The sequence below is a fragment of the Saccharopolyspora sp. MMCC62 genome, from assembly GCF_057736575.1.
Genome location: NZ_JBYKCM010000004.1, coordinates 583,130 through 599,507, shown reverse-complemented (window position 1 = coordinate 599,507; position 16,378 = coordinate 583,130). Strand labels below are relative to the sequence as shown.

At 72.9% G+C, this 16,378-nt stretch carries 17 protein-coding genes; 11 read left to right on the top strand and 6 right to left on the bottom strand.

What is annotated here, in order from left to right:
• Positions 1-99: 99 nt before the first annotated feature.
• Together AC29IT_RS13165 and AC29IT_RS13160 are read left to right on the top strand one after the other, a co-directional pair.
• On the top strand, positions 100-684 hold the full coding sequence (locus tag AC29IT_RS13165) for a DUF4232 domain-containing protein (protein WP_488218852.1): 585 nt from the start codon (positions 100-102) through the stop codon (positions 682-684).
• 333 nt (positions 685-1,017) lie between these two features.
• Positions 1,018-2,178, top strand: a complete 1,161-nt coding sequence (locus tag AC29IT_RS13160; protein WP_358435492.1) for an NAD-dependent formate dehydrogenase — start codon at positions 1,018-1,020, stop codon at positions 2,176-2,178.
• A gap of 199 nt (positions 2,179-2,377) precedes the next feature.
• Here the strand turns inward: AC29IT_RS13160 and AC29IT_RS13155 are convergent, their stop codons facing one another.
• Positions 2,378-3,076 (bottom strand): FadR/GntR family transcriptional regulator, encoded by a 699-nt coding sequence (locus AC29IT_RS13155; protein WP_358435489.1) that lies wholly within the window; start codon positions 3,074-3,076, stop codon positions 2,378-2,380.
• A gap of 206 nt (positions 3,077-3,282) precedes the next feature.
• On the opposite strand from AC29IT_RS13155, the gene AC29IT_RS13150 reads away from it, so the two are divergent.
• Genes AC29IT_RS13150 through AC29IT_RS13135 form a run of 4 tightly spaced genes read left to right on the top strand, consistent with a single transcriptional unit; the run spans position 3,283 to position 7,289 of the window.
• Entirely contained in the window at positions 3,283-4,752 is a 1,470-nt protein-coding gene (locus tag AC29IT_RS13150; protein ID WP_488218851.1) for a sialate:H+ symport family MFS transporter, read from the top strand.
• 46 nt (positions 4,753-4,798) lie between these two features.
• Positions 4,799-5,728 carry a dihydrodipicolinate synthase family protein gene (locus tag AC29IT_RS13145; protein ID WP_488218850.1) on the top strand — a complete coding sequence of 310 codons (930 nt, stop codon included), beginning with the start codon at positions 4,799-4,801 and terminating at the stop codon, positions 5,726-5,728.
• A 5-nt stretch (positions 5,729-5,733) separates the two neighbouring features.
• Positions 5,734-6,624, top strand: coding sequence for an ROK family protein (locus AC29IT_RS13140; protein WP_488218849.1), 891 nt, complete (start codon positions 5,734-5,736; stop codon positions 6,622-6,624).
• Complete coding sequence (locus AC29IT_RS13135) at positions 6,621-7,289, top strand: N-acetylmannosamine-6-phosphate 2-epimerase (RefSeq protein ID WP_488218848.1); 669 nt, start codon at positions 6,621-6,623, stop codon at positions 7,287-7,289. The genes AC29IT_RS13140 and AC29IT_RS13135 overlap by 4 nt, the downstream gene beginning before the upstream one ends.
• A gap of 175 nt (positions 7,290-7,464) precedes the next feature.
• Here AC29IT_RS13135 and AC29IT_RS13130 read toward each other — a convergent pair whose 3' ends face one another.
• From AC29IT_RS13130 to AC29IT_RS13110, 5 genes are all read right to left on the bottom strand, one after another.
• Positions 7,465-7,683, bottom strand: a complete 219-nt coding sequence (locus AC29IT_RS13130; RefSeq protein ID WP_488218847.1) for a PLDc N-terminal domain-containing protein — start codon at positions 7,681-7,683, stop codon at positions 7,465-7,467.
• A gap of 502 nt (positions 7,684-8,185) precedes the next feature.
• A complete protein-coding gene (locus AC29IT_RS13125; RefSeq protein ID WP_488218846.1) occupies positions 8,186-8,449 on the bottom strand; it encodes a PLD nuclease N-terminal domain-containing protein in 264 nt (87 codons plus the stop codon).
• Between the two features lie 122 nt (positions 8,450-8,571).
• Complete coding sequence (locus AC29IT_RS13120; RefSeq protein ID WP_488218845.1) at positions 8,572-8,835, bottom strand: PLD nuclease N-terminal domain-containing protein; 264 nt, start codon at positions 8,833-8,835, stop codon at positions 8,572-8,574.
• Positions 8,836-9,020: 185 nt separating this feature from the next.
• Positions 9,021-10,154 (bottom strand): L-talarate/galactarate dehydratase, encoded by a 1,134-nt coding sequence (locus AC29IT_RS13115; RefSeq protein WP_488218844.1) that lies wholly within the window; start codon positions 10,152-10,154, stop codon positions 9,021-9,023.
• A 183-nt stretch (positions 10,155-10,337) separates the two neighbouring features.
• A complete protein-coding gene (locus tag AC29IT_RS13110) occupies positions 10,338-11,696 on the bottom strand; it encodes an MFS transporter (RefSeq protein ID WP_488218843.1) in 1,359 nt (452 codons plus the stop codon).
• A gap of 370 nt (positions 11,697-12,066) precedes the next feature.
• On the opposite strand from AC29IT_RS13110, the gene AC29IT_RS13105 reads away from it, so the two are divergent.
• The 5 genes from AC29IT_RS13105 (at position 12,067) to AC29IT_RS13085 (ending at position 16,335) form a co-directional block, all read left to right on the top strand.
• Positions 12,067-12,450: a hypothetical protein gene (locus AC29IT_RS13105; RefSeq protein WP_358435462.1), complete on the top strand. Its 384-nt coding sequence runs from the start codon at positions 12,067-12,069 to the stop codon at positions 12,448-12,450.
• A 289-nt stretch (positions 12,451-12,739) separates the two neighbouring features.
• Positions 12,740-13,027 (top strand): winged helix-turn-helix transcriptional regulator, encoded by a 288-nt coding sequence (locus AC29IT_RS13100; protein ID WP_358435459.1) that lies wholly within the window; start codon positions 12,740-12,742, stop codon positions 13,025-13,027.
• 343 nt (positions 13,028-13,370) lie between these two features.
• A complete protein-coding gene (locus AC29IT_RS13095; protein WP_488218842.1) occupies positions 13,371-14,369 on the top strand; it encodes a Bug family tripartite tricarboxylate transporter substrate binding protein in 999 nt (332 codons plus the stop codon).
• The gene (locus AC29IT_RS13090; protein ID WP_488218841.1) at positions 14,366-14,839 is read left to right on the top strand and encodes a tripartite tricarboxylate transporter TctB family protein; all 474 of its coding nucleotides are present in this window, start codon (positions 14,366-14,368) and stop codon (positions 14,837-14,839) included. Before AC29IT_RS13095 ends, AC29IT_RS13090 begins: the two co-directional genes overlap by 4 nt.
• On the top strand, positions 14,839-16,335 hold the full coding sequence (locus AC29IT_RS13085) for a tripartite tricarboxylate transporter permease (RefSeq protein ID WP_488218840.1): 1,497 nt from the start codon (positions 14,839-14,841) through the stop codon (positions 16,333-16,335). Before AC29IT_RS13090 ends, AC29IT_RS13085 begins: the two co-directional genes overlap by 1 nt.
• Positions 16,336-16,378 lie beyond the last annotated feature (43 nt).

Sequence of the window (16,378 nt, the reverse complement as noted above, 5' to 3'; positions counted from 1 at the left end):
AGTTTTCCGCACGACCTCGGCAACCTCGCCCCGGACCGCACGTCCTACGGCATGAGAAGCGCACGGCGACCGTGCGAAATCCGAGAAGGGGGAAACACCATGTCGCTCACCAAGACCCGCAAGATCGGTGCCGCCGCCGCGCTGTTCAGCGGGGCGCTGCTGCTCGTCGGCTGCGGCCAGGCCACCGGCGCCGCGCCGTCCGGGGCGTCGAACGCGGCCGTGCAGCAGGGCGGCGGGTCCACTGAGGACATCTCCGCTTCCCCCTGCGCCGCGGCGGACTACAAGGTCGACCTGATCCCGCAGCCCGGGCGCCCCGGCGTGAACCTGCTGGCCGTCACGAACGAATCGGACCAGACCTGCCCGGTCTCGGGCTGGGTGGAGCTGACGCCGCAGGACATGAGCGGTTCGCCGATCGAGGGCGTGCCGACCGAGAACGTCGAGATCCCGGGCGGTCGCACCGAGATCTCGCTGGAGCCGGGCCGCACCGCGTTCGCGGGCGTGCACTTCGAGCTCGGCGACAAGAACGAGGTGCGGGCCGCCACCGGTTTCCGGGCGAGCTTCTCCGACACCTCCGGTGACGTGAACGTGAACATCGAGAGCGGCGACGCCGAATACCTCGAGTTCCCCATCGAGTCGATGCAGGTCGGCACGCTGCAGCCGTCGGCGCAGGGCGTCACCTTCTGATCTGATCCGGTGCTCCCCGGAGCGGTCCCCGCGAATTCCGCAGCCCGATCCGCCTCGCGCGGAGCGGTCGGCGTCGCCCGAGAACGGCGCCGGGCGGGATCGCGGTGCGGAACCCCCGTCGCGGTGCGGCGGGGGTTCCGCGCGTCTCGCGGCGGTCCGCTCCCCCGTCACCCGGAAGCACGATCTTCGCGGGCGCCGGTTCCGGCGCCGGCGCGCTCACCTGCCGGGATAGGCGCCGGTTATCCGGCGATAAGCGCGATCGCGTGGACGATCAGCGCGGCGCGGGTGGACGGTCGAGGGGTACGCACCCCTCGAGGAAGCGGAGCTCGTCCGATGGCCAAGATTCTCTGCGTGTTGTACCCGGACCCGGTGGACGGCTACCCGGAGTCGTTCCCCCGGGACGGACTCCCGGAGCTGGAGCGGTACCCGAACGGGCAGGCGCTGCCGACACCGGAGGAGGTCGACTTCACGCCGGGTGCGCTGCTGGGCAGCGTCTCCGGTGAACTGGGCCTGCGGGAGTTCCTCGAAGCGCAGGGCCACACCCTGGTCGTCACCTCCGACAAGGAGGGCCCGGACTCGGAGTTCGACCGGGAGCTGCCCGACGCGGACGTGGTGATCTCGCAGCCGTTCTGGCCCGCCTACCTGACCGCGGAGCGCATCGCGCGGGCGCCGAAGCTGAAGCTGGCGGTGACCGCGGGCATCGGCTCCGACCACGTGGACCTGGACGCGGCGGTCGCGCACGGCATCACGGTCGCGGAGGTGACGTTCAGCAACAGCATCAGCGTCGCCGAGCACGTGGTGATGATGATCCTGTCGCAGGTGCGGAACTACCTGCCGTCGCACCGGATCGTGCGGGACGGCGGCTGGAACATCGCCGACGCGGTGTCCCGCGCCTACGACCTGGAGGGCATGCACGTCGGCACCGTCGCGGCCGGCCGCATCGGGCTGGCGGTGCTGCGCAGGCTCGCGCCGTTCGACGTGCGCCTGCACTACACCGACCGGCACCGGCTGCCGGAGGAGGTGGAGCGGGAGCTGAACCTGACGTTCCACCCGAGCGCCGCGGACATGGTGCCGCACTGCGACGTGGTCACGATCAACGCGCCGCTGCACCCGGAGACCGAGGGGCTGTTCGGCGACGAGCTGCTGTCCACGATGAAGCGCGGCACCTTCCTGATCAACACGGCGCGGGCCCGGATCACCGACCGGGACGCGATCGTGCGGGCGCTGGAGAGCGGGCGGCTCGCCGGGTACGCGGGGGACGTCTGGTACCCGCAGCCCGCGCCCGCCGACCACCCGTGGCGGACGATGCCGCACCAGGGGATGACGCCGCACACCTCGGGTTCCACGCTCAGCGCGCAGGCCCGCTACGCGGCGGGCACCCGGGAGATCCTGGAGTCCTGGCTGGCGGAGCGGCCGCTGCGGGACGAGTACCTGATCGTCGACGGCGGGAAGCTCGCCGGAGCCGGAGCCCACGCCTACTCCACCAGCGGCTGACCCACCAGGTGAGTGGCCCACCCGCCCAGCGTGGCTGACCGAACGGGCCACCCACCTGCAAAACCCCACCAGGTGAGTGGCCCACCCGCCCGGCACGGCTGGGCGAACGGGTCACTCACCTGCGGGAGTTCGGGAGCGGGTGGGGCGCCCGAGCCGGGTGGTCGGGTGGGTGGGGGCGGTCAGCCGGGCCGCAGGCCGGTCAGGCGTCGAAGCCGAGGCGGTGGTTGATCTCGGCGAAGTGGGCGGTCATCGCCGCGCGCGCTGCGGCGGAGTCCCCGGCGCGCAGCGCGTCGACGATCGCGGCGTGCAGCCGCACCGTCTCGGCCCGCTCGGCGGGTCCGGGCGCGCTGAGCGCGTCGTGCGCGGTGCGGTAGGCGTCCCAGAACACGTCGACGAGCTGCCCGATCAGCGGGTTGTCCACCCGCGCGTACAGCAGCCGGTGGAACTCGCGGTCGGTCTCCGGGTCGAGCTCGGTCTCGCCCATCGCGGTGCACAGCGCGTCCAACCTGTCCAAAGTGGACTCGTCGAGCGTCCCCGCGAGGCGGCCGGCGACGCCGACCTCGATCAGCTCCCGCACCTCGATGAGGTTGCGCAGCCCCGCCAGGCCGTCCCCGCCCGCGACGGCGCGGAACGCCAGCGACGGCGACAGCACGTGCAGCGAGGCTTCCCCCACGACGGTGCCGTGCCCGTGCCGGACGTCGACGATGCCGAGGGCGCGCAGCGAGCGCACCGCCTCCCGCACGCTGTTCCGCGACACCCCGAGCAGTTCGATCAGCTCCAGCTCGGTCGGCATCGGATCACCGGGGCCCAGCCCGCGCTCGTGGATCAGCTCCAGCACCCGCTCGGGCAGCGGATCCAGCGCCGGGCGGCGGGCCGCGCCGATCGCCACGTCTGTCATCGGTTCTCCGCCTCGCACTGGTGTCGCGGGGTTTACACGCCGTGGGTCGCACTCTACAGTCCGATCGACCAAGACGTCCAACGTCTGACGTCCTACGTCCGCACAGCGAGGTGCGGCACGTCCGGAGCTCGCAGCCGACCCTGCCGACGCCGCTACCCCCGCGCGGACCGGGCCCGACGACGAGCGCTCGTGAACCGAGGTGACCCATGCGCCGCGCCACCCCCACCGCAGATCCGCCCAGCGCGCCCGCGCCCTGGTACCGGCAGCTGGACCGCGCGCAGTGGAAGGCGTTCGCGGCCGCCTGGATCGGCTATCTGCTGGACGGCTTCGACTTCGTGCTGATCACGCTGGTGCTCACCGAGGTGAAGGCGGAATTCGGGCTCACCACCGTGCAAGCGGCCACGCTCGTGTCGGCCGCGTTCATCTCGCGGTGGATCGGCGGGCTCACCCTCGGCGCGCTCGCCGACCGGTTCGGCCGCAAGTCCGCGATGATCGCCAGCATCGTGCTGTTCTCCGTCGGCACGCTGATCTGCGGGCTCGCCCCCACCTTCGGCGTGCTGTTCGCCGCCCGGCTCGTCGTCGGCCTCGGCATGGCGGGCGAGTACGGGGCCAGCTCCACCTACGTCATCGAGTCCTGGCCGACGTCGATGCGGAACAAGGCCAGCGGATTCCTCATCTCCGGCTACTCCATCGGCACCGTCGTCGCCGCGCAGGCCTACAGCCTCATCGTGCCGAACTTCGGCTGGCGCGCCCTGTTCTGGATCGGGCTGCTGCCGATCCTGCTGGCCGTCTGGCTGCGCCGCAGCCTCCCCGAATCCCGGGACTGGTCGCAGGCCGCCGCGCGGCAGGACGCGACCCCGTCGGTCATCGGCATCCTGTTCACCGGGCGCCGCGCGGTGCTCAACGCGGTGAGCGGGGTCGTGGCGCTCGGCGCGCTCATCGCGATCTTCACGCAGGCCGTCGGATCGGGCTGGCTGATCGCGGTGCTGGGCCTGCTCACCGCCGCCGTGTTCGCGTCCTACATGGTGCAGTTCACCGGGCCGCGCTGGCCGACCGGCATCACCGTGCTGGTCATCGTGTTCACCGCGTTCCTGTACTCGTGGCCGATCCAGTCGCTGCTGCCGACGTACCTGAAGACCGACCTCGGCTACAGCGCCACCGACACCGGGAACGTGCTGTTCTTCGCCGGACTCGGCGCCGCGGTCGGCTGCTGCGTCGCCGGGTTCACCGGGGACCGGCTGGGCACCCGGCGGGCCTACTGGATCAGCCTGCTCGTCTCGCAGGTCGTGATCTTCCCGGTGTTCGCGGTCGGCGGCAGCAGCCTGCTCGCGCTGGGTGCGCTGCTGTTCGTGCAGCAGGTGTTCGGCCAGGGCATCGCCGGACTGCTGCCGAAGTGGATCGGCGGCTACTTCGACGTGCGGCACCGGGCCGCCGCGCTCGGGTTCAGCTACAACGTCGGCTCGCTCGGCGGCGCGGTCGCCCCGGCGCTCGGGGCCGCGCTCGGCGGCAGCCTCAGCCTGGGGACCGCGCTGGCCGTGCTGTCGTTCGGCCTGACCTTCGTGGTGCTGATCCTCATCGCCGTCGACGCCCCGTCCCGGATGCAGCGGTGGCTGCGCCCGGACGCGGTGTGGACCACGGACGCGGTCGACGGCAGCGAACTCCGCGCCGCGTCCTGAACCGGGGCTCGGCCCGCGTCCCGAACCGAGAAATCGAAGGAGAGACATGGATTCCCGCATCCGCGGCGGCGTCGTCCCGCCGGTGTGCACCCCGCTCACCCCCGACCTGGAGGTGGACACCGGTTCGCTGGAACGGCTCCTGGAGCACCTGCTGGCGGCCGGGGTGGACGGCATCTTCGCGCTCGGCTCCACCGGCGAGATGGCGTACCTGACCGACGCGCAGCGCGAGCAGGTGCTGCGCACCACCGCGGCCGTCGTCTCCGGGCGCGTCCCGGTGCTGGCCGGGGTCATCGACACCACCACCGCGCGGGTGCGCGAGCACGTGCGCGCCGCGGAACGCGCCGGGTGCGACGCGGTGGTGGCGACCGCGCCGTTCTACACCCGCACCCACCCGGCGGAGATCGCGCACCACTTCCGGCTGCTCGCCGAGGACACCGCACTCCCGCTGCTGGCCTACGACATCCCGGTGTCGGTGCACTCGAAGCTGAGCGCGGCGACGCTGCTGGAGCTCGCGGCGGACGGCGTGCTGGCCGGGGTGAAGGACTCCAGCGGGGACGACGCGGGACTGCGCGGGCTGCTGGTGGAGCGCGCGGATCGCGGCCTGGAGTCGTTCCGGGTGTTCACCGGCTCGGAGCTGACGGTGGACACCAACCTGCGGATGGGCGCGGACGGCGTGGTGCCGGGACTGGGCAACGTGGACCCGGACGGCTACGTGCGGCTGCACCGCGCCTGCGCCGCGGGCGACTGGGACGCGGCGCAGGCCGAGCAGGAACGGCTGTTCCGGCTGTTCGCGCTGACCTCGGTGGGCGATCCGGCGCGGATCGGGGCGAGCTCCGCCGCGCTGGGCGCGTTCAAGGCGGCGCTGCACCTGCGCGGCGTCATCGACCACCCGGTGACGGCGCCGCCGCAGCTGCCGCTGACCGAGGACGAGGTGGCCGGCGTGCGGCTGCGGCTGGACGCGGCGGGCCTGCTGTGACCTGCGTGGTGGGCGTCGACATCGGCGGCACCGGCATCGTCGCGGGCCTGGTCGCCGCGGACGGCACCATCGAGTCCCGGGCCGCGGTGCCGACGCCTGCGGCGGACGGCCCGGCGGCGGTGCTCGACGCGGTCGCGGCGGCGGTGTCCCGGCTCGGCGGCGGGTTCGCGGCCGCCGGGGTGGGCAGCGCCGGGGTCGTCGACCGCGAGTCGGGCGTGGTGCGCTCGGCGACGGACTCGATCAGCGGCTGGGCGGGCACCGAGCTGCGCGCGGAAGTGGCCGCACGGCTGGGAGTTCCGGTCGTCGTGGACAACGACGTGCACGCGCACGCGCTCGGCGAGCTGTGGACGGGCGCGGCCGCGGGCCGGCGGCACGTGCTGTTCGCCGCGGTCGGCACCGGCATCGGCGGTTCGCTGGTGGTCGACGGGCGCCCGCACCGCGGCGCGCACGCGGTGGCCGGGCACCTCGGGCACCTGCCGGTGCCCGCGGCGGCGGGACGACCGTGCCCGTGCGGCGGCTCCGGCCACGTGGAGGGCGTCGGCAGCGGGCCCGCGCTGCTCGCCGCGTACCGGGCACGCGGCGGGGCGGCGACGACCCTGCCGGAGGTCGCGGCGCTCGCCGAGACCGGCGACGCGCTCGCCGCGGCGGTGCTGGCCGACGGCGCGACCGCGCTCGGGCAGGCCTTGGGCGGCCTGGTGAACGCGGTCGACCCGGAACTGGTGCTCATCGGCGGTGGCGTCGCCGCGTGCGGTCCGTCCTGGTGGCGGCCGCTGCGCAACGCGGTGACGGCGGAGGTGCTGCCCGCGGTGCGCGGGATCCCGGTGCTGCCGGGCGAGCTCGGAGGCGACGCGGCGGTGCTCGGCGCCGCCCGGATGGCGTGGGAGGAACTGCGGTGAACGTGCTGGAACGGTTGCGGGGACGGCTGATCGTGTCCTGCCAGGCCTATCCCGGGGAGCCGCTGCGCGACCCGGATTCGATGCGGCGGATGGCGCTGGCCGCGCTGCACGGCGGGGCGGCGGGCATCCGGGCGCAGGGCTTGGACGACCTGCGCTCGATCCGCGAATCGGTGGACGTGCCGCTGATCGGGCTGTGGAAGGACGGCGCGACCGGCGTGTACATCACCCCGACCGCGGACCACGCGGTGGCGGTGGCCGGGACGGGCGCGGACGTGGTCGCCTTCGACGGCACGGACCGGGCGCGCCCGGACGGGCGGCCGCTGGCGGAGACGATCACGGCGATCCACGCGGCCGGGCGGCTCGCGATGGCCGACGTGTCCACTGTGGACGAAGGAGTGCGGGCGGCGGAGCTGGGCGCGGACGTCGTCGGCAGCACGCTGTCCGGCTACACCGGCACGGGCCCGAAACCGACCGGACCCGACCTGGACCTGGTCGAGGAGCTGGTCGCGGCGCTGCCGGTCCCGGTCATCGCCGAAGGCCGCATCCACACGCCGCAGCAGGCCGCCGCGGCGATCGCCCGCGGCGCGCACGCGGTGGTCGTCGGCACCGCCATCACGCACCCCACCACGATCACAGGCTGGTTCGCGGCCGCCCTGCCCGGGTGACTTCGCGGCGCAGCGGTCCCGCTCGCTCGCCCGGCCGCTGACCGCCCGATCGACCGGCACCGCAGCGGGTTCTCGCGGCGTCGTCTCCAGCGGCGGAGCCGCCGGTCACGACGATCCCGCAGCGAGGAACCCGCCGAGGCTCCGCAACGCCCGCGCACCGGGGACCGAGCGGCGATCACGCCTCGCGGAGGGTGCGGGGGCCGAGGCGGTACCAGAGCACCGGCCCCACGAGGGGCAGCGCCAGGGCCAGCAGACCCCACAGCAGCTTGCGGCCGCCGTCGAGTTCCGGCTGCACGAGGATGTCGGCGAGCGCGAACAGGAAGCACAGCGCGGTCAGCAGGAGCGCGCCCTGCCACAGCGCGGGCACGCCCAGGTGGTCGAGCAGGTGGGACATGGTTCTCGGCTCCGTTCCCGGTGGGTCCACCGTCGTCGGTGATCACCGTCGCAGCCGGGGCGGGGCCTGGTCGTCAGCCGATCGGCCTCGGTGCGTGTCCGGAAGTCGATGCCCGGTGGCCGGGCGGCCGGTCCGTCTGTCGGCCGGTCCGCCGGGCGGCTTGTCGCGGTTCGCTTCTCCGCCGGGCGGTTCGCCTCTCCGCCGGGCCGCCTGTGGCGGTTCGCCTGTCCACCGGACGTCGCCTGTCGGCCAGGCCGCCTGTCGCGGTTCGCCTGTCCACCGGGTGGTCCGCCTGCCGGCCGGTCCGCCTATCCGCCGGGCGGCTTGTCCACCATGCCGTGTGTCGGCGTCCGCCTGCCCGCCGGGCGATCCGCCGGCCGGCCCGCCCGTCCGCCAGTCGGTCTGCCAGCCGTTCTGCCTACCGGCCGGGAGACCCGAGTGCCGCGGGCCCGGGCGATTCACCCCGGCCGGTCGGTGCCGGGCCGGGACGGGACGCGGGGCGTCAGTGGGCGTAGCGCCTGCGGGCGTCGGAGCGGCCGACGACGAACCACAGCAGGCTGCCCAGGAAGGGCGCGATGAAGGCGAGCACGATCCACACCAGCTTCATGCCCCCGCTGAGCCCGGAGCCGAGGATGCTGATCAGCGCGGCGATGAACAGGAACACGAACGCCGCGGCCACCAGCAGCATCCCGCCTGCCATGGCGAAGCCGAAGATCTGCTCGGTGCCGTTCGCCGCTGCCATCGACTGCTGTGCGACCAGGGACATCATCGAAGTGCTCCGTTCTGAGGAAGTGGCCGGTGGCGTCCGCCGCCGACGTGAACCACTTTCGCAGTTTCCGGCTTCTTCGCACGTCGGAAGATCGGTCGGAGCCGGCTTGGCCGAAAGGCCTACGCCCGCACCTCCGCGGCGGCCGAACGGTTCGACGGCGGTCGCCCGCCCTCGCGCCGCGCGCCCGGCCTGCCGACGACGAACCACAGCGCGCCGCCCAGGAACGGTGCGCCGCACACCACGACCAGCCACACCAGCCGCAGCCCGAAGCCGGCCCGGGAGGTCGCGATGCTCGCCACCACGGTGGTCATGAGGATCGCGTAGCCGATCAGGACCAGCATCGAGAACGCCGCGACCGGGTCGAAGTGCGGCAGGTCGTTCATCGGGGCTCCCTCCCTCGCGGTGTCCGGCGGCGTCCCCACCGGCCCGCTTCCACGGTTCCCCGATCTCCGGCCGCCCGCCTCGCCGGCCGGGCCGGACTCCCCGAACCGATCAGCCGAGGCACCCCGCCTGACCCGGCCGAACAGCCGAGCCGCCCCCGACGCGGAGCGGGTCGGCCGCGGCGAGGTCAGGTCTGGTCGTGTTCGGCGACGGTCCAGGCTCGGGCCTGGTCGCTGAGGGTGATGCCGAGGCCGGGGCGATGGGACAGGTGCATCCGGCCGTCGGCGATCTCGAGGTGTTCGTCGAACAGCGGGTCGAGCCATTCGAAGTGCTCCACCCACGGTTCGTGCGGGTAGGCGGCCGCCAGGTGCACGTGGATCTCCATCGCGAAGTGCGGTGCCAGCTGGAGGTTCCGATGTTCGGCGAGGGCCATCACCTTGAGGAACCGGGTGATGCCGCCGATGCGCGGCGCATCGGGCTGCACGATGTCGGCGCCGCCGAGCCGGATCAGCTCGGCGTGCTCGGCGACGCTGGTGAGCATCTCGCCGGTGGCGATGGACGTGTCGAACGCCGCCGCGAGGCCCGCGTGGCCCTCCGCGTCGTAGGCGTCGAGCGGTTCTTCGATCCACACCAGGTCCATCGGCTCCAGCGCGCGGCACATGCGGCGCGCGGCCGGCCGGTCCCACTGCTGGTTCGCGTCGACCATGAGCGCGACCCGGTCGCCGATCTCCTCCCGCACCGCGGAGACGCGGGCCAGGTCGGTGCGGCCGTCCGGGTGCCCGACCTTCAGCTTGATGCCGCCGATGCCGTTCCCGACGGACTCCGCGGCGCGCTCCACGACCTCCTCCACCGGCGAGTGCAGGAAACCTCCCGAGGTGTTGTAGCAGCGCACCGAGTCGCGGTGCGCGCCGAGCAGCTTCGCCAGCGGTAGCCCGGCGCGCTTCGCCTTCAGGTCCCACAGCGCCACGTCGAACGCGGCGATCGCCTGCACCGACAGCCCGCTGCGCCCCACCGAGGCGCCCGCCCACACCAGCTTGTCCCAGATCTTGCCGATGTCGCTGGGATCTTCGCCGATCAGCGCCGGCGCGATCTCGCGGGCGTGCGCGAACTGGCCGGGGCCGCCCGCCCGCTTCGAGTAGCCGAATCCGATGCCTTCGCAACCGGATTCGGTGCTGATCTCGGCGAACAGCATCGCGACCTCGGTCATCGGGCGCTGCCTGCCGGTGAGGACCTTCGCGTCGCTGATCGGCGTGGCCAGCGGCAACGTCACCGAGGAGATCTTGACGCGGCTGATCCGGTCGACGGTGGCGGACTGGGGCATCGGACGAACTCCCTCGTGTGCGGGCGGATTCCCTCGTGTGAGGGGTGGATTCCCTCGTGTGCGGGCGGATTCCCCTGTGTGAGGGGTCCCCTCGTGTGGGGGCGGATTCCCCCTTGTGGGGGCGGATTCCCCCGTGTGCGGGCGGATCCCCCCGTGTCGGGGGCGGATTCCGGCCGATCGGGTTCAGGACTCGAAGTGGATGCGCTTGATCGGGCCCATCACGGCGAACCCGACGAGCGCGAGCAGCCCGTGGGCGGCGACGAACCAGAGGGCGGTGGTGAACGAACCGGTGGCCTGCACGGTGTAGCCGATGACGATGGGCGTCACGATGCCCGCCGCGTTGCCGAAGGCGTTCATCGTCGACGCCACGAAGCTCGACGCCTGCGGCGGCGCGATGTCGGTGGTGATCGCCCAGCCCAGCGAGCCGACGCCCTTCCCGAAGAACGCCAGCGTCATCAGCGCCACGATCAGCACGCTGCTGTCGGTCAGGTTGCACAGCCCGATGCTGGTGGCCAGCAGCATCCCGAACACCGACGGCACCTTCCGGGCCGCGGTCAGCGAGAAACCGCGCCGCAGCATCGCATCGGACAGGAAACCGCCGAGCAGTCCGCCGCCGAACCCGCACAGCGCGGGCAGCGCCGCCACGAAACCCACCTCCAGCAGCGACAACCCGCGCCCCTGCACCAGGTACACCGGGAACCAGGTGATGAAGAAGTAGGTCAGCGCGTTCACCGCGTACTGCGAGAGGTACACGCCCCACAGCGCGCGGGCCGCGAAGATCTGCCGGAAGGTCGCCGCGTTCAGCGGGGCCCGCTCCTGCACCCGTTGCGCGTCACCGCTCTTCGGGGCGTCCAGGTCGACGAGGCCGCCACCGGAGCTGATCTTCTCGAACTCGGCCTCGGACACCCGGGGGTGGTCGCGCGGCGAGTCCATCCAGCGCAGCCACAGCGCGGCGAGCGCGAGCCCGAGCACGCCGAGCAGCACGAACACCCAGCGCCAGCCGAACTGGTGGGTGATCCACCCCATCACCGGGGCGAACAGGGCGGTGGCGAAGTACTGCGCGGAGTTGAAGACCGCCGTGGCGCGGCCGCGTTCCGCGGTGGGGAACCAGGCGGTGGCGACCCGCGCGTTCGCCGGGAACGCGGGCGATTCGAACGCGCCCAGCAGCAGCCGCAGCGCGAAGATCGTCGTCACCGCGATCAGCACCGGGGTGGTGACCAGGCCGACGGCGCTGACCGCGAGCGTCACCAGCGTCCACAGCACCAGGCTCCACGCATAGACCCGGCGGGCGCCGAACCGGTCCAGCAGCATCCCGCCCGGCAGCTGCGCCACCACGTACGCCCAGCTGAACGCGGAGAACACGTAGCCGAGCTGCACGGTGCTGAAGCCCAGTTCCTCCTGCACGCTGCTGCCGGTGATGGACAGGCTGCTGCGGTCGGCGTAGTTCACCACGGTGATCGTGAAGATCAGCGCCAGCACCAGGTAGCGGGTGGGGATGCGCGGCCCCGCCGTTCTCCCGGCCGCCGGTTCGATGTCGGACATCGTCGTCCTCCCGGAGGGGAAAGCGGACCGGTAGTCCCGGAGCGGCACCACCGGGGTTCCCGATCGCGAAGTGCCAGCAGACTAGGGGCGCGTGATCATGCGTCGCCAACACCGATTCGGCATCATCCGATGCCGAAAAGGAATCGGAATTCCGCTCGGATCAACGCCGGCCGCCGATCGGAGCAATCTCCGGGACCGGCTCGGCGGAATCCGATTCATCCCGAAATTGCCCGATTGGACCGTTCCGGTGATCGATCTGGAAACATTCGCGAGAATCGTGTGATGATTTCCGCGAAGCCGCTCAGGCTTCCACCGGCGATCCGTGGGGGAACGCCGGACTGGGGTCCAACAGAAAATCGAGGAACAGCGGATGCACATCGCGAAGAAGGCGGCCGCCGCCGTCGCGCTGACCGGCGCCGTCCTGGGAACCGCACTGGTGGGAGGCGGCACGGCCGCCGCGGTCCCGAACGAATCGGACGGCGTCATCACCATTCTGGGAACCTGCGGGGACAAGTTCTCCCCTTCGGTCGGCGGGGGCGCTGCCGGGTGGACCATCACCTGCGGCGGCGGAAAGGTCCGGGTGCAGGGCTGGGTCAAGGACACCAAGGCGGACGGCAAGGCCGCCGAGGTGTACGGCACCTGGGGCAACGGGGACAGCTTCGGCACCGTCCGGGCCGGCGGGAACGGCACCACGAAGAAGTTCGACAAGTCGCATTCCGGATCGAAGGTGAGCCTCTACCTGCGGGTCATCTGATCCGCTGATCCGCCGCCCGACGAATCGATTCGCACGAGAATCGAACGGGCGGAAATCAGAATCGAAAACCGGGGGCACGCGCGGCGCGCGGAAGAATTGCGCCGCGCGTGTCGCCGCGCGCCCGGGGAATTCCGAACGGCGGTCGAGTCCCGGGAAGTGCGCACCGGCCCACGCCGTAGCCTTCCCCGGAGGAAGCGGACGGGCGGAGGGATCGGCGATCAGCACTCGGTGCCCCACGGGCGAGCACGAGCACCACGACGTCTACGAGGCGCAATGCCCGTGCCGGCCGGTGCTGGACCTGCTGGCGAACAAGTGGTCCGCGCTGGCGATCGGCGCCCTGGAGGCGGGACCGCACCGGTTCGGCGCCTTGCAGCGGCGGTTGCAGGGAGTGAGCCCGAAGGTGCTCACCCAGACGTTGCGCCGCCTGGAGACGACGGGCCTGGTGTCGCGGACCGTGTACCCGGAGGTCCCGCTGCACGTCGAGTACGAGCTCACCGAGCTGGGCCGCAGCGCCGCCGTCCCGCTCAACGCCCTGCGCTCCTGGGTCGAGGACCACCTGCACGACCTGTCCCACTAGGACACCGCTCACCGCAGGTCGGCACCCCGTCGCCGATCGGCGCGGGAGGTTCCGGGGTGCGCTGACCCCGGCGCTCACCCCGGCGCCCGCGCACGTCGCCCACCGGCCGGCCCGTCCGGGCCCCGCTCCCGCGAGATCGCTCGCGCCCGCTCCCGCGCCGATGCGAGCCGTTCGGCCGCCCGCGAACCCGCCCGGCCGCGGGCTGTTGACTGCGCCACACCGCGGCCATATTGTTCCGATTCGCAATTTGATACAAAACCTGACTTGCGGGAGCGCACATGACGATCACCGGCGATCGTTGCCCCGGCGGACTCGCCGCCGAGCGCGAACAGCGGCGGACTCCGTGCTGACGCGCGGCGGACTCGCCGCCCGGATCACCGCCGCGGCCGCCGGACTCGTCCTGGTCACCGCAGGCGCGGCCTCGGCGTGGGACACCGCCCGCTCCGGTGCGGGCCCCCGCGACAAGCTCAAGATCGTGGCCCCGGCCGCGCCCGGCGGCGGCTGGGACACCACCGCCCGCGAGCTCCAGCACGCCGCGCAGGAGAACGACCTCACCGGCACCGCCGAAGTGCTCAACATCGAGGGCGCGGGCGGCACCATCGGGCTCGCCCGCACCCTGAACCAGCCCGGCGACCCGAACACGCTGCTGCTCACCGGCACGACGATGCTCGGCGCGATCGAGATCAACGGCTCCCCCACCCGCGTAGCGGACACCACGCCCATCGCCCGGATCACCGAGGACTACGACGCGATCGTGGTGCCCGCGGACTCGCCGCTGCGCACCGTGCACGACCTCGTGGACCAGTGGCGGCGCGACTCCGGTGGGGTCGTCGTAGGCGGCGGCTCCATCGGCAGCCTGGACCACCTGCTGGCCGGGTCGGCGGCGGCCGAAGCAGGAGTGGGGCCCGCGGGGCTGAACTACATCGCCTACTCCGGCGGCGGCGAGATGGTCGCCGCGCTGCTCGGCGACCACCTCGACGTCGGCGTCGCCAACACCGACGAGATCAGCGACCAGGTCGCCGCGGGAGAGCTGCGGGTGCTCGGCGTCTCCGCGCCGCAGCGCACCGCCGACCTGCCGGACGCGCCGACGCTGCGCGAAGCGGGCATCGACATCGTGCTGTCGAACTGGCGCGGGCTCGTCGCCGCACCCGGCATCACCGCCGAGCAGGCCGCGGACATGCGCGCGTTCGCCCGCGAGCTCACCGCCACCCCGCAGTGGCGGGACGCGCTGCGGCGCAACGGCTGGCTGGACGGGTTCCAGGACGGGCCCGCGTTCGACCGCACCCTCGCGGCGGAGACCGACCGGATCCGCGAGATCACCGAGGAGCTGGGGCTCGCATGACCACCACGGACACCACCACCACTGGACGCGGCGCCGACCGGCTGCTCGCCGGGATCGTGCTCCTGCTCGGCGGCTTCCTCGTCGTCGGAGGACTTCGGTTACCGCTGCCGCTCAACGTCGGCTACCTCGGCCCGCAGTGGTTCCCGATCGCCGTCGGCGCGCTGCTGGTCGTGCTGTCCGGCGCGCTGCTGCGCGGCGCGGGCCGGAAGGCCGAACCACCGGAGCGGACCGATCTGCGCGCGTTCCTGCTCGTCGTCGCCACCCTCGCCGCGCACCTCGTGCTGCTGGTGCTGCTCGGCTGGATCCCGGCGGGCACCGCGCTGTTCTGGGGCGTCGCGCGGGCGCTCGGCAGCGGGCGCGCCCTGTTCGACCTCGGCGTGGCGGCGGTGTTCGCCTGCGCCGTCCAGTTCGCCTTCACCGCCGGTCTCGGCGTCGCGCTGCCGGTCGGTCTGCTCGCGGAGGTGCTGTGATGGACGCCTGGACCCTGCTGCTCGGCGGCTTCGCCGACGCGCTGTCCCCGGGGAACCTGCTGCTGTGCCTGGTCGGCGTGGTGCTCGGCACCGCCGTCGGCGTGCTGCCCGGGCTGGGCAGCTCGATGGCAGTGGCGATGCTGATCCCGCTGACGTTCCGGCTGGACCCGACCGGGGCGTTCATCATGCTGGCCGGGGTGTACTTCGGCGGGCAGTTCGGCGGGGCCACCACCGCGATCCTGCTCAACACGCCCGGCCAGTCCTCCTCGATGGCCACTGCGTTCGAGGGCTTCCTGATGGCCCGCGCCGGGCGCGCCCCGCAGGCGCTGGCGACCTCGGTGCTCGGGTCGTTCGTCGGCGGCACCATCGCCTGCGTCGCGGTGGTGTTCTGCGCGCCGTACCTGGTGGACTTCGCGCTGCGGTTCGGGCCCGCCGAGTACTTCGCGCTCGCGCTGTTCGCGTTCGCCGCCACCGCCGCGGTCGTCGCCGATTCCGCGGTGCGCGGGTTGACCGCACTGGGGCTGGGCCTCGCGCTGGGGAGCGTCGGCATCGACGCGCAGACCGGGGTGGCGCGCTACACCCTCGGCGCCGACGCGCTGCTCGACGGGGTGAGCGTCGTCGTGGTCACGGTCGGGATGCTCGCCATCGGCGAAGTGCTGCACGTCGCCGCCCGCGGCCCCGGCACCCAGCGGTTGCAGGACGTCGGCTCCGGGCGGCCCTGGTTGAGCCGCCGGGACCTGCGGCGTTCGTTCCTGCCGTGGCTGCGCGGCACCGCCGTCGGACTGCCGTTCGGCGCGATCCCCGCGGGCGGCTCGGAGATCCCCACGTTCCTGTCCCTCGGGCTGGAGCGGCGGCTGGCCCGCCGCCGGGGCGACTCCGAGTTCGGGCGCGGCGCCATCGAGGGCGTCGCCGCACCCGAGGCATCGAACAACTCGACCACCGCGGTGTCGCTGGTGCCGCTGCTCGGCCTGGGCCTGCCGACCTCCGCGACCGCGGCGATCATGCTCGGCGCGTTCCAGCAGTACGGGATGCAGCCGGGGCCGCTGCTGTTCGAGAAGGAGGGCGACCTCGTCTGGGCGCTGCTGGCGAGCCTGTTCATCGGCAACGTGCTGCTGCTGGTGCTGAACCTCCCGTTCGCCCCGGTGTGGGCGAAGCTGCTGAGCATCCCGCAGCACTACCTGTACGCGGCGATCGCCGTGTTCGCGACGCTCGGCGCCTACTCCGCGAAGCTGGCGATCTCGGACGTGGTGCTGGTCTACCTGGTCGGCTTGCTCAGCTTCCTGTTGCGGCGCACCGGGGTTCCGCTCGCGCCGGTGCTGATCGGCGTGATCCTCGGGCCGCTCGCCGAACGCGAACTGCGTCGGGCGATGGCCCTCGGGCAGGGGGACGTGCTGGTGCTGCTGGACGGCCCGATCGCGGTCGGCCTGTACTCGGTGCTGGCAGTGACCCTGGTGGTGGCGCTCGGGATGCGCTGGAGGGCCGCGGCGCGTGGGTGACGGCGAGCCGGTGCCCGCCGTTTAGCATCGCCTCGACGACGAC